The organism is Pedobacter sp. G11 (genome assembly GCF_003860265.1).
Taxonomy (GTDB): Bacteria; Bacteroidota; Bacteroidia; order Sphingobacteriales; family Sphingobacteriaceae; genus Pedobacter; species Pedobacter agri.
In genome coordinates, this window is sequence record NZ_CP034190.1 from 4,267,095 (window position 1) to 4,293,426 (window position 26,332).

23 protein-coding genes are annotated in these 26,332 nt (G+C 36.4%); 8 read left to right on the plus strand and 15 right to left on the minus strand.

What is annotated here, in order from left to right:
• Nucleotides 1-389: 389 nt before the first annotated feature.
• Complete coding sequence (locus EA772_RS18450) at nt 390-2,867, plus strand: ligase-associated DNA damage response DEXH box helicase (protein WP_124914463.1); 2,478 nt, start codon at nt 390-392, stop codon at nt 2,865-2,867.
• Between the two features lie 99 nt (nt 2,868-2,966).
• Complete coding sequence (pdeM, locus tag EA772_RS18455; protein WP_124914464.1) at nt 2,967-3,605, plus strand: ligase-associated DNA damage response endonuclease PdeM; 639 nt, start codon at nt 2,967-2,969, stop codon at nt 3,603-3,605.
• 149 nt (nt 3,606-3,754) lie between these two features.
• Here the strand turns inward: pdeM and trxA are convergent, their stop codons facing one another.
• The 4 genes from trxA to EA772_RS18475 all read right to left on the minus strand — a co-directional run bounded on the left by trxA (nt 3,755) and on the right by EA772_RS18475 (nt 9,551).
• Entirely contained in the window at nt 3,755-4,051 is a 297-nt protein-coding gene (gene trxA / locus EA772_RS18460; RefSeq protein ID WP_124914465.1) for a thioredoxin, read from the minus strand.
• 173 nt (nt 4,052-4,224) lie between these two features.
• Nucleotides 4,225-5,568: a dihydrolipoamide acetyltransferase family protein gene (locus EA772_RS18465; RefSeq protein ID WP_124914466.1), complete on the minus strand. Its 1,344-nt coding sequence runs from the start codon at nt 5,566-5,568 to the stop codon at nt 4,225-4,227.
• A gap of 47 nt (nt 5,569-5,615) precedes the next feature.
• Complete coding sequence (locus EA772_RS18470; RefSeq protein ID WP_124914467.1) at nt 5,616-6,869, minus strand: competence/damage-inducible protein A; 1,254 nt, start codon at nt 6,867-6,869, stop codon at nt 5,616-5,618.
• A gap of 3 nt (nt 6,870-6,872) precedes the next feature.
• Nucleotides 6,873-9,551: a putative LPS assembly protein LptD gene (locus EA772_RS18475; protein ID WP_124914468.1), complete on the minus strand. Its 2,679-nt coding sequence runs from the start codon at nt 9,549-9,551 to the stop codon at nt 6,873-6,875.
• Nucleotides 9,552-9,625: 74 nt separating this feature from the next.
• Here EA772_RS18475 and EA772_RS18480 point away from each other — a divergent pair, with 74 nt between their 5' ends.
• From EA772_RS18480 to EA772_RS18490, 3 genes are all read left to right on the plus strand, one after another.
• Entirely contained in the window at nt 9,626-10,489 is an 864-nt protein-coding gene (locus EA772_RS18480; protein WP_010602821.1) for an N-acetylmuramoyl-L-alanine amidase, read from the plus strand.
• Nucleotides 10,490-10,503: 14 nt separating this feature from the next.
• Complete coding sequence (locus tag EA772_RS18485; RefSeq protein ID WP_010602822.1) at nt 10,504-11,280, plus strand: N-acetylmuramoyl-L-alanine amidase; 777 nt, start codon at nt 10,504-10,506, stop codon at nt 11,278-11,280.
• 173 nt (nt 11,281-11,453) lie between these two features.
• Nucleotides 11,454-12,407 carry an MlaD family protein gene (locus EA772_RS18490; protein WP_010602823.1) on the plus strand — a complete coding sequence of 318 codons (954 nt, stop codon included), beginning with the start codon at nt 11,454-11,456 and terminating at the stop codon, nt 12,405-12,407.
• A gap of 77 nt (nt 12,408-12,484) precedes the next feature.
• On the opposite strand, the gene EA772_RS18495 is transcribed toward EA772_RS18490, so the two are convergent.
• The 5 genes from EA772_RS18495 to EA772_RS18515 all read right to left on the minus strand — a co-directional run bounded on the left by EA772_RS18495 (nt 12,485) and on the right by EA772_RS18515 (nt 16,213).
• Nucleotides 12,485-13,390 (minus strand): ribonuclease Z, encoded by a 906-nt coding sequence (locus EA772_RS18495; protein ID WP_124914469.1) that lies wholly within the window; start codon nt 13,388-13,390, stop codon nt 12,485-12,487.
• 67 nt (nt 13,391-13,457) lie between these two features.
• Nucleotides 13,458-13,835 carry an STAS domain-containing protein gene (locus EA772_RS18500; RefSeq protein ID WP_010602254.1) on the minus strand — a complete coding sequence of 126 codons (378 nt, stop codon included), beginning with the start codon at nt 13,833-13,835 and terminating at the stop codon, nt 13,458-13,460.
• A 35-nt stretch (nt 13,836-13,870) separates the two neighbouring features.
• The gene (locus EA772_RS18505) at nt 13,871-14,815 is read right to left on the minus strand and encodes a phosphoribosylaminoimidazolesuccinocarboxamide synthase (RefSeq protein ID WP_010602255.1); all 945 of its coding nucleotides are present in this window, start codon (nt 14,813-14,815) and stop codon (nt 13,871-13,873) included.
• Nucleotides 14,816-14,924: 109 nt separating this feature from the next.
• Nucleotides 14,925-15,203 (minus strand): hypothetical protein, encoded by a 279-nt coding sequence (locus EA772_RS18510; protein WP_124914470.1) that lies wholly within the window; start codon nt 15,201-15,203, stop codon nt 14,925-14,927.
• A 50-nt stretch (nt 15,204-15,253) separates the two neighbouring features.
• Nucleotides 15,254-16,213: a PhoH family protein gene (locus EA772_RS18515; protein ID WP_010602257.1), complete on the minus strand. Its 960-nt coding sequence runs from the start codon at nt 16,211-16,213 to the stop codon at nt 15,254-15,256.
• 103 nt (nt 16,214-16,316) lie between these two features.
• On the opposite strand from EA772_RS18515, the gene EA772_RS18520 reads away from it, so the two are divergent.
• The 3 genes from EA772_RS18520 (at nt 16,317) to EA772_RS22160 (ending at nt 17,988) form a co-directional block, all read left to right on the plus strand.
• A complete protein-coding gene (locus EA772_RS18520) occupies nt 16,317-17,096 on the plus strand; it encodes an S-adenosyl-l-methionine hydroxide adenosyltransferase family protein (RefSeq protein ID WP_010602258.1) in 780 nt (259 codons plus the stop codon).
• 246 nt (nt 17,097-17,342) lie between these two features.
• Nucleotides 17,343-17,861: a hypothetical protein gene (locus EA772_RS18525; RefSeq protein WP_124914471.1), complete on the plus strand. Its 519-nt coding sequence runs from the start codon at nt 17,343-17,345 to the stop codon at nt 17,859-17,861.
• The gene (locus tag EA772_RS22160; RefSeq protein WP_168187600.1) at nt 17,842-17,988 is read left to right on the plus strand and encodes a hypothetical protein; all 147 of its coding nucleotides are present in this window, start codon (nt 17,842-17,844) and stop codon (nt 17,986-17,988) included. Before EA772_RS18525 ends, EA772_RS22160 begins: the two co-directional genes overlap by 20 nt.
• Before the next feature lie 67 nt (nt 17,989-18,055).
• Here EA772_RS22160 and EA772_RS18530 read toward each other — a convergent pair whose 3' ends face one another.
• The 6 genes from EA772_RS18530 to EA772_RS18555 all read right to left on the minus strand — a co-directional run bounded on the left by EA772_RS18530 (nt 18,056) and on the right by EA772_RS18555 (nt 26,208).
• Nucleotides 18,056-19,006 carry a D-2-hydroxyacid dehydrogenase gene (locus tag EA772_RS18530; RefSeq protein WP_210405051.1) on the minus strand — a complete coding sequence of 317 codons (951 nt, stop codon included), beginning with the start codon at nt 19,004-19,006 and terminating at the stop codon, nt 18,056-18,058.
• Nucleotides 19,007-19,073: 67 nt separating this feature from the next.
• Nucleotides 19,074-20,147 (minus strand): 3-phosphoserine/phosphohydroxythreonine transaminase, encoded by a 1,074-nt coding sequence (gene serC, locus EA772_RS18535; RefSeq protein ID WP_124914472.1) that lies wholly within the window; start codon nt 20,145-20,147, stop codon nt 19,074-19,076.
• Nucleotides 20,148-20,312: 165 nt separating this feature from the next.
• Nucleotides 20,313-20,513: a hypothetical protein gene (locus EA772_RS18540; protein ID WP_124914473.1), complete on the minus strand. Its 201-nt coding sequence runs from the start codon at nt 20,511-20,513 to the stop codon at nt 20,313-20,315.
• 54 nt (nt 20,514-20,567) lie between these two features.
• Nucleotides 20,568-22,988 carry a TonB-dependent receptor gene (locus tag EA772_RS18545; protein ID WP_124914474.1) on the minus strand — a complete coding sequence of 807 codons (2,421 nt, stop codon included), beginning with the start codon at nt 22,986-22,988 and terminating at the stop codon, nt 20,568-20,570.
• Nucleotides 22,989-23,062: 74 nt separating this feature from the next.
• The gene (gene rpe, locus EA772_RS18550) at nt 23,063-23,734 is read right to left on the minus strand and encodes a ribulose-phosphate 3-epimerase (RefSeq protein WP_124914475.1); all 672 of its coding nucleotides are present in this window, start codon (nt 23,732-23,734) and stop codon (nt 23,063-23,065) included.
• 422 nt (nt 23,735-24,156) lie between these two features.
• On the minus strand, nt 24,157-26,208 hold the full coding sequence (locus EA772_RS18555; RefSeq protein WP_124914476.1) for a histidine kinase: 2,052 nt from the start codon (nt 26,206-26,208) through the stop codon (nt 24,157-24,159).
• Between the last annotated feature and the right edge of the window lie 124 nt (nt 26,209-26,332).

A 26,332-nucleotide genomic window follows, 5' to 3' on the forward strand; every position in this document is an offset into this window, starting at 1 on the left:
ATTGTCTTAGCCAGACAGGCTTTTTTCAATTGATAGAATTATCGTTTTTGATTAGGCGGTCGTCATTGCGAGGCACGAAGCAATCTCATTAGGGAGATGTTAATCAGCATAGATTGCTTCGTGCCTCGCAATGACGTAAAAAATAAAGAATAGCAGTTATGAACTAACTGTAGCCTATAAAACAGTAGCTTTACTATGCCGTCAAGCCGGTCAGATTTGTTTTACTTAGGTTTACTTTATTATCCTAAACCCGACAATAGTGGAAATACTTTTGTTGCAGGTCTTCGACAAGCTCAGACTGACATTAACAAAAGATTGCAACGAATGGCGGGGCTGATTGTACCGAAGAATTACTGCAATTGCTTTTCAAAAAAAATATTAGAGATTACATGGACCAAACCAAAACCAAAGGTTATAAAAAGATAAAAGCATGGCTTAAGGCTAATAAACGCAAGCCATTTCAATTTCAGGAAGACGCCTGGCAAAATTATCTTAACGGTTACAGTGGTTTGGTAAATGCGCCTACAGGTTTCGGAAAAACATTTTCTTTGTTTCTAGCCGTAGTTATTGAGGCTTTGAACGCGTCTGAAGCGAGCAATAAAAAAGCTAAAGACCGTTTACAACTCATTTGGATTACGCCGCTCCGCTCACTGGCAAAAGATTTGGCCAGAGCCATGCGAGAAACTTTGACAGAACTGGAATTGGATTGGCATGTAGGCGTTCGAAATGGCGATACTTCGCAGGCAGAAAAAGTGCAGCAAAAAAAATCGATGCCTGAGATTTTATTAATTACACCCGAAAGTCTGCATCTTTTATTGGCTCAAAAAGGTTCATCTACATTATTTAAAAACCTGAAATGTATTGTGGCTGATGAATGGCATGAACTATTGGGTAGCAAACGTGGCGTGTTGGTAGAACTTGCAGTTTCAAGAATAAAAGGTTTGCAAAAATTAGAGCAGCAACAATTTTTAAGGGTTTGGGGAATTTCGGCAACTATTGGCAATATTGAAGAAGCTTTAGATGTTTTGGAGCCTAACCAAGAAGCCAAAAGAATCATCATTAAGGCAGATTTGGAAAAGAAAATCCTCATCAAATCTATTCTACCCGATGACATTGAAACCTTACCCTGGGCTGGTCACCTTGGTTTAAAACTGGCTTATAAACTGCTTCCTATTATTGAGAAAAGTAAAACTACGCTAATCTTCATTAATACGCGTGGGCAATCGGAAATGTGGTATCAGCACTTGCTGAACATTGAACCTGAACTTGCGGGTAGAATTGCCATTCATCATGGCTCGATAGATTTTGAACTAAGAAACTGGATTGAAGATGCCTTGCATACTGGTCAGCTGAAAGCGGTTATTGCTACTTCATCACTGGATTTGGGTGTCGATTTTAAACCTGTAGATACCGTTGTACAAGTAGGTTCGCCAAAAGGTGTGGCGAGGTTTTTACAACGGGCTGGTCGCTCAGGCCATTCACCACACGAAGTTTCTAAAATCTATTTCATGCCTACTCACGCATTGGAGCTGGTGGAAGCGGCAGCCATAAAGGAAGCGGCAAAAACTAACAACATAGAAAGTCGCGAACCTTTCATTATGGTTTTCGATTTACTCGTTCAATATCTCGTAACCTTAGCCATTGGTGATGGTTTTGATGATAAAATCATCTACGAAGAAATCAAAAATACGCATGCCTTTAAATTGATTTTGCCCGAAGAGTGGACATGGGTAATGCAGTTTATTACTTCAGGTGGCGATAGCTTAGGTGCTTATAATGAGTTTAAAAAAGTTACCAAAGATGAAGATGGACTTTGGAAAGTAAAAAGCCGGCAGCTGGCCATGCGCCATCGACTGCATATCGGCACCATCGTAAGCGATGCTATGCTAAAAGTGAAATTTCTATCTGGTGGTTACATTGGCATGGTTGAAGAATATTTTGTTACCCGTTTAAAAGCTGGCGATAATTTCCGTTTGGCTGGCAGGGTTTTGGAATTCATACACGTTAAAGATATGACGGTAATTGTGCGGGTAAGTAAACAATCAAACGCCATCTCGCCGAGTTGGAATGGTGGCAGATTGCCCCTATCTTCAAATTTAGGTTCCGTTTTGCGCAAAAAATATAATGAAGCTTTGGATAAAACCCATCAGGATGAAGAACTGGATGTCGTGTATCCATTGTTTCTATTACAAGAAAAACGTTCGCATGTACCCCGAAATGATGAATTATTAATTGAATTGATAAACAACAAAGAGGGTTTCCATCTTTTTGCTTATCCGTTCGAAGGGCGTTTGGTTCATGAAGTTTTAGCCGCTTTGGTAGCTTATCGATTAAGCAAACTGTTGCCAATTAGTTTTTCTATTGCGATGAATGATTACGGATTTGAATTGCTGAGTGAAACAGAAATCCCGATGGATGAATCCATCGCTTATGAAGTTTTCTCGCCTAAAAACCTTACTGAAGATATTACCTTAAGTATTAATTCGACAGAAATGGCTCGCCGGAAATTTCGTGACATTGCCTGTATCTCCGGTTTGGTTTTTCAGGGTTACCCTGGAAAATACGTTGCAAATAAGCACCTCCAGTCATCTGCAGGTTTGTTTTTTAATGTTTTTAGCGATTACGACAAACATAATTTACTTTTGCGCCAGGCATACGATGAAGTTTTTTATCAGCAACTGGAAGAACCACGTTTGGCCGCTGCATTAGAGCGAATCCAGAATGGAGCGGTGGTAATTACCAATCCTAAAAGTTTTACGCCGCTATCTTTTCCGATAAAAGTTGATAGCTTGCGAGAAAACATGAGTTCGGAAGAGTTGGAGCAAAGAATTGCAAGAATGAAAGCAGAATCAGAAAAGTTTAAGTAGACTACCCTTTAACTCTTTCGTCATTGCGAGGCACGAAGCAATCTTAACTAAAAGATAGCTTCGTGCCTCGCAATGACGGACTATATTAGATAAAAATTAATGACCATAACAAGCCACGGAGAAGAACTGATTTTAGATAAAGAAAGGGCTTTATATTTACCTGAACATCAACTTTTAGCCATTAGCGATTTGCATTTGGGCAAATCGGCGCACTTTCGTTCAGCCGGTGTGCAGGTTCCATCAACCATCGCTCAAAATGATTTACAGCGCTTAGGTTTGCTTATCGAAAAATACAATCCTAAAACTCTGTTGATTAATGGCGATATGTTTCACCATGGTTTAAATTCAGATATTGATGAATTTGCGCAATGGAGAAAACAATTCAGCGGACTAAATTTTCTGTTGGTTAAAGGAAACCATGATCGATTGGCAAACGCAGATTATGCCTCCATGCAGATTGACATTCACGAACCCAGTTTTTGTCTGGGGCCATTCTGCTTCATACATGATGCGCCAGAATGCACTGAAGAGGAACTGTATCCAATCAGCGGACACATTCATCCTGGCGTTACCATTGTAGGTAAAGCGAAGCAACGCTTAAAATTTCCGTGCTTCTATTTCGGTAAGGAGTATGCGGTTTTACCGGCATTCAGTACGTTCACTGGCTTGTATAATATTTATCCGAAAACAAACGAGCAGATATTCGCTGTTACACCAAATTTGGTTTTAGAAGTATAATTTATTGTTTTTGAAGCGCAATGGCAGAAGCATTTATATTCGTCACTCCTGCTTTCACTTCAAGTCCGCCAGATACACAAACCCTCTACACTTCGGGCTTTTCGTTCAATCATGGCTATTTAACTTCTGTTCGTCAAAATAGGTTAAAATCAAGCGAACGAATCAATGATTTGCTTCAACTGCGAGGCTTGTAATACACCACTTTGACGCCAAACTTGTTTGCCTTGCTTAAACAGCATTAATATTGGAACACTTTGAACGCTATATGCTGATGCAGCCGATTGGTTTTTATCAATGTCTACTTTAATAATTGAAACTGAATCACCAACCTGAGATTTTAATTGCGCTAGTATCGGTTTCATCATTTTGCAAGGCCCACACCACTCAGCAAAAAAATCAACCAAAACAGGTTTATCGCCATTTATTAATTCTGAAAATTTAGCCATGTCTTTAGTCTTTAGTCTTTAGTCTTTAGTCAAAAACAGACAACAGATAATTTGGTTTAAACAAATGAAATATTGATAGAGAATTATATTATCCTCGATGCTGTCACGTTGGCTTGTCGAAACGCTATTTAAAGTATTTAGCAAGTCCTTCGACAGGCTCAGGATGACATTCTTTAAATCACTCTATTAAAATCCCAGTTTTCTAAATAATCAGCAACCCGGCGAACAAACATTCCACCTAAAGAACCATCTACCACTCTATGGTCGTATGATAAAGAAAGGAACATCATGTGTCGAATCGCAATTACATCACCATGCTCAGTTTCTAAAACAGCTGGTTTCTTTTTGATGGCGCCAACAGCTAAAATAGCCACTTGAGGCTGATTAATAATTGGCGTCCCCATCACATTTCCGAAAGAACCTACATTTGTTAAGGTAAATGTTCCACCCTGCGTTTCATCTGGTTTAAGCTTAGATACCCTGGCTCTTGCTGCTAAATCATTTACCGCTTTAGTTAAACCAACAAGGTTAAGTTGGTCAGCATTTCTGATTACGGGAACAATTAAATTACCGCTTGGCAAAGCAGCAGCCATACCAATATTGATATTACTTTTCTTAATAATTTGCGTTCCATTTACAGAAACATTAATCATCGGAAAATCTTTAATCGCTTTGGCAACCGCTTCAACAAAAATCGGCGTGAAAGTAATTTTTTCGTTCTCACGTTTTTCGAAACTGTTTTTCACTTTGTTACGCCATAAAACCAAATTGGTTACATCGGCTTCCACAAAAGAGGTAACATGTGGAGAAGTGCTTTTACTCATCACCATATGGTCGGCAATGAGTTTTCGCATTCTATCCATTTCAATAATTTCATCGCCACCAGAAACTGATGTAGTTGTAGTTTTATTTACTGCTGGTGTTTGCGAAGGAGCCGCTTCAGCTTTTGCTTCTACAATTGCTTCTGACTTTTCTTGCGTATTAACAGCAGCTTTCGTTCCTGTTTTACTTGAAATATAATTTAATAAATCATCTTTATTTAAACGGCCATCAGCTCCAGAACCTTTTATCGAATTAAGTTCAGCCAATGAAATGTTTTCCTGAGCGGCAATACTTTTTACCAATGGAGAGTAAAAACGTTCAGATGAAGAAAAATCAGTTTGAACAGCCTGTTTTTCTACAGGGAGTTGCGCTATACCGGGAATAGTTTCTGGTTTTTCGTCAATAACCGGAGCCGAAACAGGCGCTTTTTCTTCTTCAACAACGTCGTTCGCGGCTTCTGTTTCAATAATGGCGATTACATCCCCAACCTGGGCAACTTCATCTTCTTTAAATAATTGTTTTACCAATTTTCCAGCTACAGGTGAAGGCACTTCAGAATCGACTTTATCGGTTGCAATCTCTAAAATGGTATCATCTAAATCAATAGAATCGCCAATTTGCTTTACCCATTTAATCACAGTTGCTTCGGCAACACTTTCACCCATTTTTGGTAACAATAGTTCGTATTGAGCCATATTAAATTACAGTATTATATATTGGTAACACGACAAAAATACTATTTTTATTCTTTGTGTAAGTCTTCTCTAAGTAGATTTAATAACATCACCAAGGCAGATGCAGCCGATCGCTCAATGTTTTGAATGCGTTTGTTACTGAAGTTAAACACTTTAGCTACCGTTTTCGCTTTCGATGCTATTGCAATCCATACAGTTCCCACAGGCTTGTCAGCTGTACCGCCATCAGGTCCGGCTATTCCGCTCACTGCAATAGCATAGTCTGTTTTGAAATGCCTTAACGCACCTTCTGCCATTTCAACAATAGTTTCTTCGCTTACTGCCCCAAACTTAGCCAAAGTACCTTCTTTTACTCCCAAAATGGATTCTTTGAGTTCGTAAGCATATGCTACAGCGCCACCCCAATAAACGGATGAGCAACCTGGGTGTTGCGTAATCAGGTGCGCTATGTAGCCACCCGTACAACTTTCCGCTGTAGATAAAGTTAGTCCACGCTCATCCATCATATTCAGAATTGCTTTTTCAAGCGGAATATCCTCATCAATAACGACAAACTTGTTAACTTTTGAAATAATCTGTTGTGCGTAGATTTCTACTTCGGTTTTTAAAGCGTTTTCATCATCACCTTTGGCAGATAAACGTAAACGCACCTGCCCGAGCTTTGGTAAATAGGCTAATTTAATATGTGAAGGTAAATTATCTTCTATTTCTTCAATTTCTGCAGCTAAAAACGATTCGCCGATGTTTGCGGTAAGAATAGTTTTATGAACAATAGATGGAAGTTGGAATCTGGATTTAATTCTTGGAAGAATCTCATCATCCATCAAATACATCATTTCATAAGGAACACCAGGCATCGAAACAAAAATCTTATTATTCTGCTCAAACCACATACAAGGTGCCGTTCCGTTTCGGTTTACGATTACTTCGCAGCCATCAGGTACATCAGCTTGCTGAATATTAATATCGAGTAATGGCCGGTTAAATTTTTTAAAGATAGAAGTCACCATTTCCAATGCTCCTTCATCTCTACGAAAACCCATTCCAAAATACTTGGCCAGTGTTTTTTTGGTGATATCATCTTTCGTCGGACCTAATCCACCAGTAATCAAAATGATATCAGCACGTTTTTCGGCTTCTGCTAAACTTGATAAAATATGTTGTTCCTCATCAGAAACTGAGGTAATCTGTTTTACAGATACGCCAATCAAATTTAGTTGTTTAGCCATCCAGGCCGAATTGGTATCAACAATCTGGCCGATCAGAATTTCATCGCCAATGGTTATAATTTCAGCTAGCATAATTTATTGGTAGGTATTGTAGAAACCTTGTCTTTTGCTCAGTTTTAAATCCTGAAGGATAGATGCTTTTACCTTTAACGTTAAGGAATAACTTTTGTAGGCGCCATACGGAACCCAGTTGATACTCATATCCCAACAGTGCAAATCACGATAAATACCAATGTTCATTGGCGTTAAGCCGTTGTTTTGAAAGTCGTAACCGGAGTTAAAGGTAAATTTCCATTTTGGGGTAAGATTAAAATCGCCATTGAAATTAAGTGTGTTGCTCACGTTACTTACTCCAGCATCGCTTCTGCTATATTGAAAGCTGTATGAAAATGAAAAATTCCAGGGAATATTAAAATCTACGAAGGCATTAGGATCTCTGCTGATCGCTGCCAATTGTTCTGACTGAATTGGAGACAAACCCTTTTGCTTTGCAGTTTCACTCAACTTATCGTTGGCATCGTTCTTGCGTTTTAAGGCATCGGGATTCAAACTGTAATCAAAAGAGAAACCTATGTTAGTAAGTCTTGCCAGCCTACCCTTTCTTAACAAATAATTATTGCTCCTTTCGAAAACAGGAGAGCCGTCAGTATTTCTGATAATTTCACCATTTGCATCTCTCGATTCCTCTACATCATATGGATCGAATGTACCGTTATAATTAATTCCCAATTTGTCTGTAAACTGAGAGCGCCCGTTAAAGCTTAACGTAGAAAGTTTATTTCTTTCTGCAAGAAAATTATAAGCACCAGAAATACTTAAACCTTGAATAATTGGAATTTTGCGTTCGCCTGTTCCAGTAGTATCTTTACTTGATTTGACCTTTAATTCAACTGTGTTATCCACGCCGAAACCAATTGCAGCTTGCGGGCCACCAAAAGAACCTGGATAGGCCATGCCTTCGAAAATAGAATAAGTTCTTTCTCTACCCTGAACATCTTTAATTACGTTACCATTCTGATCTTCCATTGCCAAAAACGGCCCACGATCTGCTTTGGTAAAATCAGGAGAGTAATTAAAAGAAACATTCGGCGTAATTACATGTCGCATCGCCATTATATTCCCTAAGTTATTAAACTTTTTTTGTCCATAAATTTTAGTGGACATACTCGTGGACAGGTTGTAACTTCCAGCTCTTTCAAAACCACTTAAAGTATCAATTCTTTCCGTAACAGTCTTATCATCGAAAAGGGTGAATTTCTTATTGATATGTTGAAAATTCCAAACTTCATTGTACGTTCCTCCCATCGAAAAATTTAAATATTTCAATGCTGTAAACGACATGTTAACCGGAATGCTATGACTAAAGCCTGATCTTAATCTTTTCAATCCATCGTTTTGGAATAGTAAGCTATCTTTCGTATCGATAGCATTAGTTCCCTGTAAAGCATAACCAACCGTAATTTTTTGATACCATTTTTGCTCGCCAACACGGGTTTTGGAATCAAAAGGACTGAACGTTGGTACGTTAAATGTCGCATCAGGCAGCCTGATGGAAACGTCGCGTGTTCTAAGGGTTTGATTACTCGTCATTGATAACGAGTAATTCATATTATTAGAAAATGTTTTAGAGTAGCTGATACTACTATTTGTTGTATTATTCGCTATGGCGTTTAGATCATAATTCAGGTTTGCCGGGCTATTAGTGTAATAACTACTCGAAGTAATATTTACACTTGCACTAAAAGTAGATCCAGGATTGGCATTGGCATTTTGGGAATGCGACCATCTGATACTAAAATCTTTATTTGGGTTTCTAAATGCTTCCGTACCTTCGAGTCCATTTTTAACACTATTGTAACTCAAACCAATATTTCCGCTGTATTTGTAACGTTTAATATAGTTGGTGAGCATGCTGGTTTCATAAGATCCGTTAGTGTAAATACTACCCAGAAATTTGGCATCCCAATAATCGTTAAGCCCTAAGTAATATCCACCGTTTTGCAGGAAGAATCCCCTGGTTGCGTCCTCTCCCGGTGTAGGCAAAATAATCCCTGATGTTCTTTTATTTGGTTTTGGAAAAAAAGCAAATGGTAAGCCTATTGGTGTAGGTACGCCTTCAAAAACCATATACATTGGTCCACTGATAATTTGCTTTTCAGTAGCTATACCCTTTGTAATTAAAATTCCGAAGTGAGGATGAGGCAAATTACAGGTACTGTACATCACATTTTTGATGTGCAGCTCATCATCAATTTGTTTTTTACTTTGACCACCAGAAAAGTAACCGCCCTCCTGTTCGGAAAAAACACCAAATACCTTCGCCCTCGTGGTTTCTGAGTTATAATAAAGTGAATCGGCAATTGCAGAACCCTCAGCACCCGATTTAAATATAGGTTTACCGACATATCGGTTGGTTTTTGGATCAGTTCTCCCACTGGCAAAAATCACTTTCGTTTGCGAATCATACCGAATGTAATCGGCGTCGAGCTCGAAATCACCATAATTTACACGGGCATTGCCATACATGAAAATAACACTCTTCGTTTTATTAAACTTAACAGAATCGGCACGGTACTCTACCTTTTGATCTAAACCACTGTTGTTTTTTCCTTCTTTTTTGGATGTATCCCTTTTTGAAGTATCCTGTTGAATAATTTGTTGCAATGAAAAAGAAGAAAATGCGTTAGCTTTACCAACACCATGTGTTAATAAAATGACAGAAATTAGTAAAATAGAGCTAGTAAGAAGTTTCAAATTCGTATTTGAATGTTATTTTTGCACAAATGTTTAATCAAAAACGTTCAAAATTAGTGAAAAATATACCATTGATGTATCTTAAAACCATTTTAACATTTATTATTTGTTTTGCTTTAGTCAATACAATTGATAATCAAGCTTTTGCACAGGAATATAAAATTAAAACAATCGTAATTGATGCCGGCCATGGTGGCAAAGACGGGGCTACTCACGGGATTTATTCTAAAGAAAAAGATGTGGCTTTAAAAACTGCACTTAATCTGGGTAAGGCTCTTCAGGATAGTATAAAAGATATCAAAGTTATTTATACCAGACAAACTGATGTTTTCATTCCTTTATATGAAAGAATCAATATCGCTAACAATGCTAAGGCTGATCTGTTTATATCAATTCACTTAAATGATATGCCAGTAAGGGTATCGAAGGTGGTAGATTATTACAAAAAAGTTAAAGGTAGAAAAGTTCCGGTTTACCGTTCAGTAGTTTCTAAAAGCACTTCGACACGCGGTACCGAAACCTTCGTATCGGGTACGGGCCGCCTGGGTGAACAGGATGAGGTAATTAAAAGGGAAAATGCTTCTATGTTTTTAGAAGATAACTACCAGAAAAATTACGAAGGTTTTATCGCCAATACGCCTGAAAATGATATTATGCTGTCATTAATGAAGCAAACCAACAGGGAAAGAAGTTTGAAGTTTGCTTCATTGCTTCAACAGGAATATATCAGCGCAGGTAGAATTAATCGTGGTGTACAAGAGAAAAGCCTTGCCGTTTTAGCCCGAGCCTCTATGCCTGCTGTTTTAACTGAAATCGGCTTTGTGAGTAATCCAGATGAAGAAGATTATATGAACTCGCCTGAAGGGCAAACAGAAATTGTTAACGGGATTATTAAAGCTATTAAAAATTACAAGCGCATCGCAGAAACATCATTCTAATCTATCCCCCAAAAATGAAGATAAAACTTCTAGCCTTTCTATTTTTCTTAACGCCATTTATTTCCAAACAGTTACAAGCTCAGGGATATAAAATTAAAACCATTGTAATTGATCCGGGACATGGCGGAAAAAAGCCTGGGGCTTCAGGAAGTTTTTCTACTGAGAAAGCAATTGCCTTAAAAGTTGCGCTGAAATTGGGTGTTAAATTGAAGGAAGAGCTGCCAGACATCAAAATCATTTATACACGTACAAAGGATGTTGACGTGGATTTGTATAGAAGAGCTGAGATTGCAAATGACGCCAATGCAGATCTTTTTATTTCCATCCACTGCAATTCTATGCCTGCCGGGAACAAACACATTAAGGGCGCTGAAACGCTGGTAGCTGGCTCCCATCGCTTAAAAGAACAAGATGCAGCGATAAGGGAAAATGCTGATATCAAGCTAGAAAAAAATTACAAAACCAAGTATGATGGTTATGACCCTAATAATCCAGCTACATTTATTCTTTTATCTCTCTTAAAGAATACGTTTCGGGATAAAAGCATTAAATTCGCGAAGCTAATTCAAACCAGTTACATCAGCAGGGATAAGCGCTTAAGTCGCGGGGTGAAAGAACAAGGTGTTTTAGTGCTCCAAAGATGTGGTATGCCAGCGGTTTTAACTGAAGTTGGTTTCATTTCCAACAAAGAAGAAGAGAAATATATCAATTCTGAAAAAGGGCAAAATGAGATCGCAGAATCAATTTTAGCTGCCATTAAAAACTACAAAAAATCTGTCGAGGTTAAATAATTATAATCAAAAATCTAAAATCCAGACAAAATAGTATCACATATCAAACAAAAACAACTGTGTAAGCATTATGTAATAACTAATATGATTTACACTTAAAAATAAAGAATTACGCCTCGGACAAGTATTTATTACTAATTTTGCCACTTGTATCCGTCAAATACAAAACACTCATGAAGATTAAGAACGAAACCAAAGTAGGTATATTAGCTGCATTTGCCATTGCATTACTCATTATAGGATACAACTTTTTAAAAGGAAATTCCATATTCTCCAGTGAAACAACTTTATTTGCACGGTATACAAGAGTAGATGGTTTATCCGTTTCAAAACCTGTTTTAATTAATGGTTATCAAATCGGCCGTGTAGCAAAGCTGCAATTAGAACCAGGAGGAACTATTTTAGCAACACTAAGTATCAATAGTAAATACGATATTCCTGAAAACAGTATTGCCCGTTTAGAAGGCACTGATTTATTAGGAAGCAAAGCGATTGTGATGTCTCTTGGTAATTCAAAAAAAATGGCTGAAGACGGCTTTACATTAAACGCCAATGTAGAAAAAGGTTTGATGGAGCAAGTTCAGCCTGTTCAGAAAAAAGCAGAATTAATTATCGGTAAAATGGATTCAATACTTAGCAGTGTGAATTCTATTTTAAATCCCAATTTCCAAAAGAATGTAGATAAGAGCTTTAACAGCATTGCGGGAACATTGGCCTCTTTAGAAAATACATCAAAGAAGGTAGATGGTTTGGTGGGATCTGAAAGTGCCCGTATTGAGGCCATTTTCAAAAACGTTGAAGGAATTACTGCCAACTTAAATAATAACAACAAGAAAATTAGCGATATTTTAACCAATATTAATACCGTTACCGATAAGTTTGCAGCTGCAAATTTTAAACAGACTTTAGATAATGCCAATAATGCAATTGCCGATCTTCAAAGTGTAATTTCAGGAATTAAAGAAGGTAAAGGAAGTTTGGGACAACTGTTAAACGACAAAACCCTTTCTGACAATTTAAATAGTGCTTCTAAAAATCTGGATGCATTGATGATAGATTTAAAAGCAAATCCTAAACGTTACGTACACTTCTCGGTATTTGGTGGCGGAAACAAAAAAGATAAATAATAAATTTTAGTCTATAAAAAAGCCTGACAATTTGAAATTGTCAGGCTTTTTTATTTTAGTTCATAATGATGATCTTTTTATAATTGGAAAGTTCTTCCTTCTACTGCTAAGTCGGTGTTGTCAAAAGCAGATTGCGCTTCCTCTAAAAGCATTTGCAGTGTTTTATAACGGGATGAAAAATGGCCGATCAGTAATTTCTTTATTCCATTAATCTTTGCTATTTCACCTGCTTGTAAAGCCGTAGTATGATGGGTTTCGTTCGCACGATCGAGAAGATCATGCATAAAAGTAGCTTCATGATAGAGTGTATCGCAGCCTTTAATCGTTTCAAAATAACGCTCATCAAACTTGGTATCTGAACAGTATGCATAAGATCTGGGCGGATCAGCTGGTGTAGTATAATCTTCGCTTTTTAAGATCTCGCCAGTTGGTAATTCTACATCCATTCCCTTTTTCAAGGCAGTATAATAAACCATCGGTATATTATCAGTTTTTTCTTTGATCAACTTCCGCTGTCTATTTTTTTGCTGAAAGATAAACCCTGTAGTGGGAATGCGATGATTTAAGACAACTGTCTTCACAATTAAATCCTGATTTTCAAAAATCTGGCGTGATTCATCTGCTTCTACTGGAAAAAACTCTAATGAATACCTCAAGGTGGTATCTGAATATTTAAACTGGATTTCGAGGATTTCGAGTAATGGCTTTGGACCGAATATTTGCATTGGCTTAACGCGGCCATTTAAATGCAGACTTGAAAGTAGGCCGATGAGTCCAAAATAGTGATCGCCATGTAAATGGCTGATAAAAATATAATCAATGCGAGCAGCTTTTAGGTTGTATTTGGTAAGCTGCTGCTGCGTACCTTCGCCACAATCTATCAAATAAAATTTTTCATTACAATTTAGAAGCTGCGCCGACGGATTCCTGTTGAATACAGGTGTAGCCGAGCTACTGCCAAGAATGGTAACTTCAAATTTCATAATGGTAGGATATAAAAAGCCTCGTAGATTTTAGAAACTACGAGGCTTAAATTTTATTTAAATGTATTTATCTTTCGCCTCTAAATTCCTTTTCCAATTCATCCATAAAGATGAAATCAGTTGCTTCTTCTAGTGTATTAACAAACGTTACAGATTGAAATATGTTTGACAATTCTATAATCGGAGCAATTTCATCATTAATTCCAGTTACGATAAATAAACCGCCAGCTGATTTACAAAGCCTATCACCGACTAATAAGCAACTTAAATCTTGCGCATCTGTACATTCTTTAACGTGACTTAAATCAACGATTATATTCTTAAATCCTTCAGCATTAAGTAAATATAATTCAGATTTCAAACCAGGAGAATTATCATTTGTAAACTTCGGCTCCTTAAGCTTCAGCGTTACATATTTATCATGTTTATCAACTGAAAATTTCATCTCTTCTAATCTTTGTTTTACTAATGTATAAAATTTTAAAGTGTTTCCAAAGCCTTTAGAACATTGCTTTCAATTCGATTTCCAATAGCATCAGCATCGGCTTTAACGAATTTTTCGCCAACGATTTTTTCATAAAGCTCGATATATCGCTCGGAAATCGAATTTACAATTTCAGGCGTCATCTCCGGAATCACCTGACCGTCTTTACCCTGAAAGCCATTCTCGATTAACCACTTCCTTACAAATTCTTTTGAAAGTTGTTTTTGCGGTTCATCAGCATTTTGGCGCTCCTCATAACCTTCAGCATAAAAATAGCGAGATGAATCTGGCGTATGTATTTCATCAATCAAATAAATAACACCATCCGCCTTACCAAATTCATATTTTGTGTCAACTAAAATTAAACCACTTTTAGCAGCGATTTCAGTTCCACGTTGATATAAGGCATGGGTATAGTTTTCTAATTGCTCGTAATCTGAAATGGAAACAATTCCTTTGGCTAAAATATCTTCCTTAGATATATCTTCATCATGGCCAACGGATGCTTTTGTTGTTGGCGTAATAATGGGCTGAGGTAATTTATCGTTTTCTTTTAACCCATCAGGCAATGAAACACCACAAACAGAACGTTTACCAGCGCTATACTCACGCCACGCATGTCCTGCAAGATAACCTCTAATAACCATTTCAACTTTGAAAGGTTCGCAAATACGGCCAATGGTCACCATTGGATCTGGAACATCCAAAACCCAATTTGGAACGATATCCTGCGTGGCGGATAAAAATTTAGCAGCAATTTGATTTAGTACCTGACCTTTAAAAGGAATGGCTTCCGGTAATACGACATCGAAGGCTGAAATACGATCGGATACAACCATCACCATTAATTTATCGGCTATGGTGTACACATCACGTACCTTACCTTTATAGAAATTGCTTTGGTTTGGAAAATTAAAATTGGTTTCTTTTTGTGCTTTCATGAGGGCATAAAAATAGAAAAAAAAGTCGGAATTTAGATGCGGCAAGGCATAAGTCGGCAGATAATATACAGATGTCAAACCACATAGTTTAGTAGCTACGAAGCTTAAACTATTTTAGTTTGTTTAAAGCTTCTTTGAAAGTTTGATTGGAAAATGTGCCAATAATTGTATTTCTAACCTGTACAACTATTTCATCATCTCTTTTGAATAGTTGAAGTCTACCTTTAAAAAGAAATTGTTGATCAGCTTCGATAAAAGAAAACAGGTTTGCAAGTTTTTCCTTCCTGCAAACCCATTCTTCACCATCTTTTAAAACAATTAACCTTACTGTATGCGGCAACTTTTCAAAAGAAAGTTTAAAATTGTTATCTAGACAAATACTTTCCATCTGCTAAATCCGGAACCTATCTTCAAACTATTCACTATAACCTTCTGACTTTACTGAATATCTCCATAAGCCTTTAAGATATCTTTCACCAATTTATGTCGAACAACATCCTCACCGCTCAAGTAAATAATATCGATGCCCTTAATATCTTCAAGAATTCTTAATCCGTTAAACAAGCCAGACATTTGCTTTTTAGGCAAATCGACCTGAGTCACATCACCGGTAACGATAAATTTAGCCGTTGGACCCATTCGCGTCAGGAACATCTTCAACTGCATATCAGTTGCATTTTGCGCCTCATCTAAAATTACAAAGCAATTATCTAAGGTACGCCCACGCATAAAAGCTAAAGGTGCGATTTCAATGGTCCTATTTTCAATATAGAATTTTAACTTTTCCGCCGGGATCATGTCATCCAAGGCATCATAAAGCGGACGTAAATATGGATCGATTTTCTCTTTCAGATCCCCCGGCAAGAAACCAAGGTTCTCTCCTGCTTCAACTGCCGGGCGAGTAAGAATGATACGTTTGATTTCCTTATTTTTTAAGGCCCGAACTGCCAAAGCAACTGCAGTATATGTTTTTCCTGTACCTGCCGGGCCAATGGCAAATAAAATATCATTTTTTGCAATACTGCTAACCATTCTACGCTGATTAGCCGTTCTGGCCTTCACCAACAATCCGTTGGTACCAAAAACAATTACTTCTCCACCTCCACCGGTTGGTTGATCTACATCTTTTTTTGCAACACCATTTGCCTTCGCACCCAATATGGATTCGACATCATTATTTGTTAAAGAGCTATATTTCTCAAGATGTGCAACAAGCTGGTTAAACTTGTCTTCGAATGCCTTAAGTTCCTGTTCATCACCGAGAACCTTAACATCACTACCTCTCGCAACCAGTTTTAACTTAGCGAAAGCACCTTTAATCATTTCGTAATTCTCGTTGTTTGCCCCCCAAAAGTGAGCAGGATTTACGGTATCCAGAGTTAATTTTAATTCGTTCAAACTATAGTATTTTAAAAAGTTATCGGGGTATATTAATTAAAATTTGAATATTTGCAGACGCTTATGCCTCTACGCAAGAATAAGCAATAATAATGAATTTTTAATGGGGATAATTACTTTAACAACAGATTTAGGTTCGAAAGATTTTTACCAGAGCGCTCTTAAAGGTAGCCTGTTAAGTCTTATGCCTAATGTTAATTTAGTTGATATTACCCACGAAGTTCCATCTTTCAATATCTCATATGCCGCATTTGTTTTAAAAAATGCTTATCCATATTTTCCAAAAAATACTGTTCATTTAATTGGTATCGATTCGGTTTACAGTGAAAACACGAAATATATCGCCGTTAAACATCGCGACCATTTCTTCGTTGGTGCAGATAACGGTATTTTCTCTTTGCTTTTTGATGATATTCCTGAAGATGTTGTGGAACTAAATATCATGCAGGATTTGAAATATTTGCATTTTCCATTGGTTGATATTTTTGTGAAAGCGGCTACGCATCTGGCCAAGGGAGGTAAGCTAAAGGATATTGGTTTACCTGTAGCAGAAATTGAGCAAAAGATGCTTCTTCATCCTGTTATTGAGCGAGATATCATTCGGGGAAGTGTAGTTTATATTGATACTTTTTGTAATGTAATTACCAATATCACTAAAGACCTTTTTACCAGAATCCAGAAAAATCGTGATTTTACATTGTATTTCAGAAAGAGTGAAACCATTACTCAATTGAGCTGGCATTACAATGAAGTACAGGAAGGTGAAAAGCTTTGCCTGTTCGGCATTAGTAATCATCTGGAGATTGCAATAAACAAGGGAAAAGCAAGTGGCCTTTTAGGATTACATCTTGGCGATATTGTTAGGGTTGAGTTTCATCCTTAAGTTTAGTTCTATAATTCTTAGGTGTAGTAGTCAATTTGTCTGGCAGCCAGAATAGTAAATTATAATATACCAGCCTAACATAAACAGCAGTCACGCTGAGGCACAAAGTAACATTATTAATTCCATTTTCGACGAGCGAATCAGATCGCTCCATACCTCCGAATAACGAAACTTTTTCCAAACCAATCAACTTATGGCAATGAACTAAGTTTCAAACAACTTTTATCTTTTCTACGTTTATATTCCATGAAGAAATATTTTTACCTCCTGGCGATTCTCTGCATAGGTTTTCAAACTTTTGCCCAGCAAGATACCACTGCCTACGCTGCACAAAGAGTAAAGGTTAATACATTGCTTGAAGAAAGAAGCTCAAAATTTGGTCAGTACGATGAAAGCTTAAATCAGCGTACCGGAATTTTCGGATGGCAAACCAAAAAAGATATCAAAAATTCAAATGAAATTCTCCGTCAGGTAGTACTAACTGATAATAATATCTTTAAGGAGTTGAAAGTTTTGATGGATTACAAGGATCTGCAAAATCAACAGAAGGTTGCCGTGGCAGATCATTCGCAAGAGCGAATGGAAAATTACATGCAGACTATTAAAAAACTGCAGGATCAAAACGAAGAACTAGCTAAAGATTTAGCTAAAAAGAATAACCAAAGTTTATCAACCTATATTATTGTATTTCTTCTTTTGGTAATGATAGGTGGTTTTTATTTTTTCAATAAAAAATTAAAATATTATGAAAAAAGGACTGTTTAAAGTTTTAGCGAAAATTAATAAGGTTATTTTGCCAAGCTTGTATAAGAAAGATCCGAATAAATTAACAAATATTCAAAAAGCAATTCTGGGCTATCGTTATTGGGTAACAACCAATGCTTTAGATTAACAGAGACTTCATGTTGAGCCTGTCGAAACCCGATTAACTTTTCGACAAGCTCATAATGATAATCATACTATTTCTTAAAATGCTCAATAATCAAAGTCGCGAGTTCCGTACCGATACGCTCCTGTGCTTCGTTAGTTGATGCACCAATATGAGGTGTTAATGAAATTTTTGGATGGTTTAAAATCTCAGCCAATGGCGTCGGCTCATTATTAAAAACATCTAAACCAGCAAAAGCTACTTTACCAGAATCCAAAGCTTCGATCAATGCAGGTTCATCAATGGTTCCACCACGAGAACAATTCACAATGCCTACACCATTTTTCATTTTGGCAAATTCATCTGCACCTAAAATTGGTTTATCGGCAAATGGAGTATGCAGGCTTAAGAAATCACTTCCGGCAATTACTTCATCTAAAGAGACTGTTTTAATCGGGATACTCACTGATTGTCCGCCTTGAAAAGTTAAAGTAATTTCAGATTCTGACGGATATAAATCATAAGCTAAAACATTCATCCCTAAACCCAAAGCTACTTTAGCAGTAGCACGACCAATACGACCAAAACCGATAATCCCAATAGTTTTACCACTCAATTCAGTTCCTTTTGCGTAAGCTTTCTTAAGGTTGTTGAATTGAGTTGAACCATCAACCGGCATTTTACGATTAGCATCTTGCAAAAACCTGATGCCGGTAAATAAGTGAGAAAATACCAATTCAGCAACTGATAAAGAAGATGCAGCAGGAGTATTTACAACAGCAACACCTTGATTACGAGCATATTCTACATCAATATTATCCATCCCAACTCCACCTCTACCAATTAATTTAATATTTGGAACAGCATCAATTAATTCTTTTCTAACTTTTGTTGCACTACGAACAGTAATGGCATCATAATTTTTTAGCGCTTCAGCCAATTGATCTTGAGGAATGGTTTCTGTATCAACCTGAAAACCGGCTTTTTCTAATAATTCTTTTCCGATTGGGTCTATCCCATCGTTTGCTAATATTTTAATCATAATATGAATTCACTGATTAAATTGACTGCTCAGGTTTAAAAGAGAATCAATTCATTTACAATTTAAACTAGTTTATTTTTGCTTGTTTTTCTTCGAATGATTGCATTGCGTCAATTAGCGCATGTACGCTAGTAATTGGTAGTGCATTGTACATTGAAGCACGGAAACCTCCAACACTTCTGTGTCCTTTGATACCAACAATACCTTGCTCCTCTGCAAATTTCAAAAACGGCTTCTCCAGTTCAGCGTTTTCCATTACAAAACAAACATTCATTTTAGAGCGATCTTCTACTGCGCAAGTGCCTTTGAAAAGTGGGTTACGATCAATTTCCCTGTAAAGTGCTTCGGCTTTCTGCTTATTTTCTTTTTCAATTTCGGCTACGCCACCTTTTGATTTTAACCAACGAAGATTTAATAAAGCAACATAGATAGAGAAAACAGGAGGTGTATTATACATCGAACCGTTATCAATATGCGATTGATAGTTTAGCATTGATGGAATTTTGCGATCGATTTTACCCAAAATTTCATCTTTTACAATCACAATAGTTAAGCCCGCCGGACCAACATTTTTCTGCGCACCTGCGTAAATTAAATCGAATTTTGAAACATCGATAACTCGGCTCATTATATCAGATGACATGTCGCAAACTATCGGAACATTTGTTTCAGGTACTTTAAAAAGTTCTGTTCCGTAAATGGTATTGTTGGAAGTGTAATGAAAATATGCGCTATCAGCAGGTATTTCAAAATCTTTAGGGATGAAAGTATAATTGGCATCTTTAGATGATGCAACAACATTAACATTACCTACAAATTTGGCTTCTTTTAAGGCTTTGGTTGCCCAAACGCCAGAATCCAAATAACTTGCCGTTTGCCCATCGCCCAATAAATTCATCGGAACCATAGCAAACTGCAAACTTGCACCGCCTTGTAAAAATAAAACGGAATAACCCGATGGCACATTTAGTAACTCTTTTACCAATTTATCTGCTTCAGCAACAACTGCCTCAAATTCGGTTGTTCTGTGCGAAATCTCTAAAATCGATAATCCATCGTTAAAATCTAAAACTGCCTGTGCAGCTTGTTTAAACACTTCTTGAGGTAAAATACAAGGGCCTGCGCCGAAATTATGCTTCATCTTATTATATAATGTTTTATGGCCGTAAATGTAAAATTTTTAAAGCAGTTATGCCCACAAAATCGTATCATAAAAAATTAAATTTTGTTAAAAAACCAAACGATTTTTAGTGTTTTATTAAGGCTTTTGTAATTAAAAACGTTTAATCTACAGTTATCAATTTATTTATAATTTGAAAAGGAAAAGCAGTGGTTCTTTTGATAGTGCAGTCCCGCCAATCGCTGCAATCTTTTTCAAGCCATTAAAGGTTTTAAAACCTTTAATGGCTTGATCAAAAGTATTTACGCTTTTGTCGGGTTTAGATAACTTAATTTGGAAGTTCTTCGGATAGTTATCAATGCAAACATCATATTTGGCTTTTGCCAATTCTATTTGATAAAAAACTACAAATCCTAAAATCCAATAATCCTTAAATCCTGTTCAATTCTTCAACTTCACAATCAGTTTCAGATTAAACTGTCTGCCTGTTAAATAGTTAGGAATGGCGTACTGCACATTATCTACATCTTTAAGCCATAAATAAGAAACGGTATTATCAATATTCAGCATATTGAATACCTCGAAGAAAAGGATAACGGAGTTGAAATTCCGATCAAGAAATTTTGGTTTGTGCAAAGCCGCGTCATCTAAAAAATCTTTTGAAAAACCTATATCAACCCGTTTGTAAGATGGAATATAAAATTTATCTGAATACCTTGGGGTTTGCGACGGACCAATTGGCAAACGCGACCCATATAGTGCATTTAGGTGTACTTTATAAGTTGGGCTGTTAAGTAATTTATCTTGAAAGAAAATTGAAAAATTAAGCCTTTGGTCTGTAGGTCTTTTCAAAAAACCAGGAAAAACCGTCGCTTCATTTTGTACATAACTATCTCCAACAATATCTTCATTTGCCTGCATTATCGACATGCGGAAGTAAGAAACTAAATCCTTTACAAACTCGCCGCCGATGCTAAAATCTGCCCCGTATGCATAACCCTTCGAAACTTCGTTGGCCAAATATTTAATCCTCAAATTATCAATTTTATAAGGAATTAACCTATCTGAATATTTAAAATATGCTTCGGAGGTAAATTTCAAACGTGTTCCAAAAGCATCGAAGGCATAATCATATCCTACAGAAGTATTGTAAGAACTTTGTGCTTTTTGAGTAATATTCAACTTCCCTGTAAAATCACGAATGGTCCGGTATGATGGCGGCTGTTTATATACACCAGCAGTGAACCTCAAAATTTTATTATTTGAATTGGGGCGATACGCAATTAGCATTCTGGGGCTAATTAGCATCTGCTTGCTTAGCGAGCTATAAGTTGCACGAGCGCCCAGCTGAAGTTCGGCATAATCTGAAAGCGAATAACTATCCTGAATATAAGCACTATAATTTTTTATATCGATGTTATTTTCTACATTAATTACATTCTGCAATACAACGTTTTTAGAATTGTTAGGCAAAATATATCCGGCTGAATCAATATAATTGTACTCGTTCAATCTGTCATTATATTTCGATTGATCGTACTTCAGTCCCCAGGAAAATACGTGATTGTTGAAATTTTGGTCAACCTTAATTTCGGAAGCAAAAATCTGCGTATTTAAACTATTACGACCATAATTATAATAACTACCAATGCCTTTGTTTTTACTTACTGGTCCAAAGTTTTCGATAGGAAAGCTATTGTCAACTTCATCGAAAATATAACTACCATTAATATCAAAACGCTCACGTTCGACAGTATTAAAATAGCTGTTGATAAACTTAATGACCTGATTGGGCTTTGGTGAATAAGTTGCAGTAACGGCTGTCCCTACGGTTTGGTAGTCATCAATTTCTTTTCCTGTATAGTCTACATTTAAACGCAATGTGGTATTTAAAGTTCCAAACTGAGTTTCGCGGTTAGTCGGTTCTAATTTGAACTGACCAAGATTTAAGTTTCCTAAAATACTTATATTAAATTTTGATGAAAAGTCATATTGATACAGCAACTGCGCATCAGCAAAATTGGGATTGTAGCTCCCCTTTTCGTCTTGCTTAATTAGAACGCTGGAATTATTCTTATACCTCAAACCTGCAACCAAGAAACTACGTTTAAATATCCGCTTAGCTGTTAATGAAGTGTTCAAAAAACTGGTGCTTAAAATAGTTTGATTGCTATCTGGTTTATCATATCGGATATCTAATACCGAAGAAAGCTTATCTCCGTACTTGGCTTCAAAACCTCCGGCAGAAAACTTTGCTTTACTCACAAGTTCAGAATTTATAAAACTTAATCCCTCCTGCTGCCCATTTCTGATTAGGACAGGCCTGTTAATTTCTACGTCATTGATGTAGATTAAATTCTCATCAAAATTTCCGCCTCGGACGCTATATTGTGCACTCAATTCATTATTCGTAGAAACACCGGGTAAGGTTTTTAGCATGGTTTCGAAATTCCCTGAAACCAGTGGCATTGAAGCAATATCGGCTATATTAATCGTAGTGGTATTACTCAACTGGTTTTGTTTGTTCGTAATGTTTACCTGTTCTAATTCATTACTATTGGCAACTAAATTCACCTGTTGTGTAATCCTTGCACCCGAACGTTCATTAAATTTTAAAGTTTGTGGCTGGTAGCCAAGCAAAGAATATTTAATACTAAACGTCCGCGATTTTGAATAGATCGTGTAAACGCCTTGTTCATCAGTTACAGTAGATTGTGCCTGACCTTGAACAATTACGGTTACCTGCGATAATGGAAGTTTTTCCTCGTTATAAACTACTCCAGAAATCCTAACTAATGGCTGTGCCACAGCTAAACTGCAACCAGAAATTAGAAAGAAAAAGAATAGCTGAAGTTTGAGCATTAGTTAGTATCAAGATAAACGTATCAGGTATCAAGATTGAAGAAAAATCGCTGAAACAATTTAAGAATAAACAATTAAATACTTATACTATCAATTGTCTGTTGTTTCATCTTTGCAATTGTTTCAGTCGGGTTTTCTGTTGCAAAAATCGCATTTCCTGCCACGAAAGCGTTAGCGCCTGCTGATACTAAATGAGCGATATTTTGCAAACCAACGCCACCATCAACCTCAATAATTAAATCTTCGTTCACGCCATGGATCAGTCGTTTCAAATCCTGAATTTTCTTGTAAGTATTTGGGATAAACGCTTGTCCACCAAAACCAGGATTAACCGACATAATAAGCACCAAATCTAAATCTTCAATTACATCTTGCAGCAGTGTAACCGGTGTATGCGGATTTAACGCAACGCCAGCATTACATCCAGATGCCTTAATGAGCTGAATAGTTCTGTGCAGATGTGTACAAGCTTCGTAATGAACCGTAATTCGATCTGCACCTGCTTTGGCAAACTCGGGAATAAATTTATCAGGTTCGACAATCATCAAATGAACATCCAAAGGTTTAGTTGCATATTTTTTAACCGCAGCCATTACAGGGAAACCAAAAGAAATATTAGGTACAAAAACGCCATCCATCACATCTACATGGAACCAGTCGGCTTCACTTTGATTAATCATTTCTACATCACTTTGTAAATTGGCAAAATCTGCCGATAGTATGGATGGGGCAATTAGGTATTTCATTTAATTCTTATTTGTATCTTCTGTTAATTTTTGGTACTTTTTAAATTGATGATACCAAATTGATCTGCTGTCTATCACATCCATATCAAACAATTTGAGGACAAATTTAAATTTCAGCATGATGTTCGTTTTCATTAGCCTTCCTACAATATGAAGTATTCCATATAAGAACTAGATAACTGAGTCAGCTTTTTATAAGCAGCTAATGTCTCTTCAACTTTATTATTACCGTGTTTTAAAACTAATATCGCAAGTTACAAAAGAAGTCGGAAAATTGTACAACTAAAAAAGCTGAAGGCATGATGGGCAAAAATCTTAGTAGTCCCACCCTGCGTCCGCTGCTGAGATCGAAACTCTATGTGCAATGGTAACTTAGATTAATCAAAAGTCATCAAGTGTACATCATTGCTCATTTAAGGTAATTAGACCACAGTACCATCAAAATTTGGGAGGTGAATTGTAGCAAAAGTACCATCACCTTCTGCTCGAGGCATAATTTTAAAACTCGCCAAGTAGTTATTTGTTTGAGCATTGATCATGGCAATTCTTTCTTTTATAGATGCCAACCCCATAGATTTTTCTTTAACGCCTGTTTTTGTTCTCGTAACAGGTTGATGCTCCAAGCCATTCCCATTATCTTCAACAGTGATACAAATTCCCTGCTCATGCTTTTTAAGTTGCACTTCTAAATGCGCACCAGGTTTTGGATTAACAATCAAACCGTGTAAAATGGCATTTTCAATTAATGGCTGAATAAGCATTGGTGGCAAGAGTAATGTTGTTAAATGCAAACTTTCATCAGCTTCGAAATTAAAGCTGAAAGCGTTGTTGTAGCGCATAGCTTCCAGTTCAGTGTACAGCTTTAATGCCTTCCATTCTCTGTCTGCAGTAACCAAACTTCTGGTTGAGTTCTCCAATATTAATCTGCTAAGAGCGGCAAATTTTTGTATTAACCTCGAAGCCGTATACTTATCATTATCTATTATATAGGCCTCGATAGAATTAAGTACATTAAAAATAAAATGCGGATTCATTTGAGAACGAATGGCTTTCAATTCACTTTCTAACAATTTGCTTTGATGCAATAATTCCTTTGCTTGCTCTTCTGCATCTCTTTTCTGAAGTTTATTTTTTAATCGTAACTGACCAATTCTATATCGATTTAAGAAGTAAAGGAATATGGCAATCACCACTATAATCGCTAAGCCAGCGTAAAGGTAAATCTGTTGTGTTTTAATTTTAGAAAGCGCCTGCTGCTGCTTGTATTTGTCTTCCTTTTTTTGGAAAGCAAATTGAGCTTCCAATTCGGCAATTTTGTTTTTATTTGATTGAGAGTATAGGGAGTCTTGTACTTGATAATGTAATTTAATATTAGATAAAGCATCTTTATAATTTCTTTTATACTCACATAGCTTAGCATATTCTATAGTTAGCATAGAAATGAGTTCCGTATGTCCAATTTTTTTGCTAAGTTTAATGCCTTTTTTAAAATAATTTTCTGCATCAATAAGCATCTGCTTTTTGCTTAAACCTAATTTTCCTTCAACGATTTTTAGTTTATCGGGATCTTTCAGAATTTGAAAGAGTGTAAACCCATAATTTCCAGTATTAGCAATTGCATTGATATGGTGTGGAGCAATTTTTTCCCAAATTAATTTAGCCTTTTGAAGATATTCAATCTGTTTAAGTGGCTCATCAGAGAAAATATCTACTAATTGTGTATAAATAACAGCGTTGCCCATTTCATTTCCCGTTTGCTGGTAAAGTTTTAATGCTGCTAAGTAATATGGTTTAGCTTTTTCTATATTGCCATTAAAAGCATAAGCGTTACCTAAAACCTCAAGATTTTTAGCTTCGTTTTCTGGTTCATTTATTTTTTTAAAAACTAGTTGTGCTTTTTTTGCATAAGCAATGGCTTTTTCAAAATCTCGTTGTTGTGTAAACAATGTCGAAATATTTATTAAACAAATGGCAATTAGACTATTATCTTTATGTTTTTCAGCAGTTTGCAAAGCGATGAAAGCGTATTTTGCCGCTTCAGTAGATTTGCTGTCACGTTGGTAAACGGCAGCAATATTATTTAAACTAGATATCATGCCCACATTATCACCCATTAGTTTACATAGTTGGTAAAGTGACTGGTTCGTTTTTAATGCCTTTTTAGGTTCACCTAAATACATCTGTATTGCTCCCATGTTAATGAGTGCTCTAGCTTCACCTTTTTTATATTTTTCCTTTTTGGCTAACTTATAAGCTGTCTCAGCATATTTTAATGCCCTGTTAGGATTTGTATTTTCTAACAGATTACAAAGTTCATTAAGTATTTTTACTCTAGCTGTGTCTGTTTTAACCAATAATAACTGTTTCTGCAATGTAGTTGTATCTTGTGCGTAGATGACAGAACTTTCAGCTGTAAAAACAAAAATAACTAGTAGGATAATTATTTTTCCTTTTAAAAACTTGCTTACTTTCATTACAATTATGTTTTATAAATTGAGCGATTTATCACGTCTTTCAAAATAACATATAAATAAAGCAAGTATCCTTAAGTTAAACTAACCCAGATGATGCGTTCACTCATTTAAACTACCCATTCGC

Coding starts and splice junctions, on each gene's coding strand:
- EA772_RS18450 (WP_124914463.1), top strand. CDS start 390: ATGGACCAAACCAAAACCAAAGGTTATAAAAAGATAAAAGCATGGCTT.
- pdeM (WP_124914464.1), top strand. CDS start 2,967: ATGACCATAACAAGCCACGGAGAAGAACTGATTTTAGATAAAGAAAGG.
- trxA (WP_124914465.1), bottom strand. CDS start 4,051: ATGGCTAAATTTTCAGAATTAATAAATGGCGATAAACCTGTTTTGGTT.
- EA772_RS18465 (WP_124914466.1), bottom strand. CDS start 5,568: ATGGCTCAATACGAACTATTGTTACCAAAAATGGGTGAAAGTGTTGCC.
- EA772_RS18470 (WP_124914467.1), bottom strand. CDS start 6,869: ATGCTAGCTGAAATTATAACCATTGGCGATGAAATTCTGATCGGCCAG.
- EA772_RS18480 (WP_010602821.1), top strand. CDS start 9,626: ATGTATCTTAAAACCATTTTAACATTTATTATTTGTTTTGCTTTAGTC.
- EA772_RS18485 (WP_010602822.1), top strand. CDS start 10,504: ATGAAGATAAAACTTCTAGCCTTTCTATTTTTCTTAACGCCATTTATT.
- EA772_RS18490 (WP_010602823.1), top strand. CDS start 11,454: ATGAAGATTAAGAACGAAACCAAAGTAGGTATATTAGCTGCATTTGCC.
- EA772_RS18495 (WP_124914469.1), bottom strand. CDS start 13,390: ATGAAATTTGAAGTTACCATTCTTGGCAGTAGCTCGGCTACACCTGTA.
- EA772_RS18500 (WP_010602254.1), bottom strand. CDS start 13,835: ATGAAATTTTCAGTTGATAAACATGATAAATATGTAACGCTGAAGCTT.
- EA772_RS18505 (WP_010602255.1), bottom strand. CDS start 14,815: ATGAAAGCACAAAAAGAAACCAATTTTAATTTTCCAAACCAAAGCAAT.
- EA772_RS18510 (WP_124914470.1), bottom strand. CDS start 15,203: ATGGAAAGTATTTGTCTAGATAACAATTTTAAACTTTCTTTTGAAAAG.
- EA772_RS18520 (WP_010602258.1), top strand. CDS start 16,317: ATGGGGATAATTACTTTAACAACAGATTTAGGTTCGAAAGATTTTTAC.
- EA772_RS18525 (WP_124914471.1), top strand. CDS start 17,343: ATGAAGAAATATTTTTACCTCCTGGCGATTCTCTGCATAGGTTTTCAA.
- EA772_RS22160 (WP_168187600.1), top strand. CDS start 17,842: ATGAAAAAAGGACTGTTTAAAGTTTTAGCGAAAATTAATAAGGTTATT.
- EA772_RS18530 (WP_210405051.1), bottom strand. CDS start 19,006: ATGATTAAAATATTAGCAAACGATGGGATAGACCCAATCGGAAAAGAA.
- serC (WP_124914472.1), bottom strand. CDS start 20,147: ATGAAGCATAATTTCGGCGCAGGCCCTTGTATTTTACCTCAAGAAGTG.
- EA772_RS18545 (WP_124914474.1), bottom strand. CDS start 22,988: ATGCTCAAACTTCAGCTATTCTTTTTCTTTCTAATTTCTGGTTGCAGT.
- rpe (WP_124914475.1), bottom strand. CDS start 23,734: ATGAAATACCTAATTGCCCCATCCATACTATCGGCAGATTTTGCCAAT.
- EA772_RS18555 (WP_124914476.1), bottom strand. CDS start 26,208: ATGAAAGTAAGCAAGTTTTTAAAAGGAAAAATAATTATCCTACTAGTT.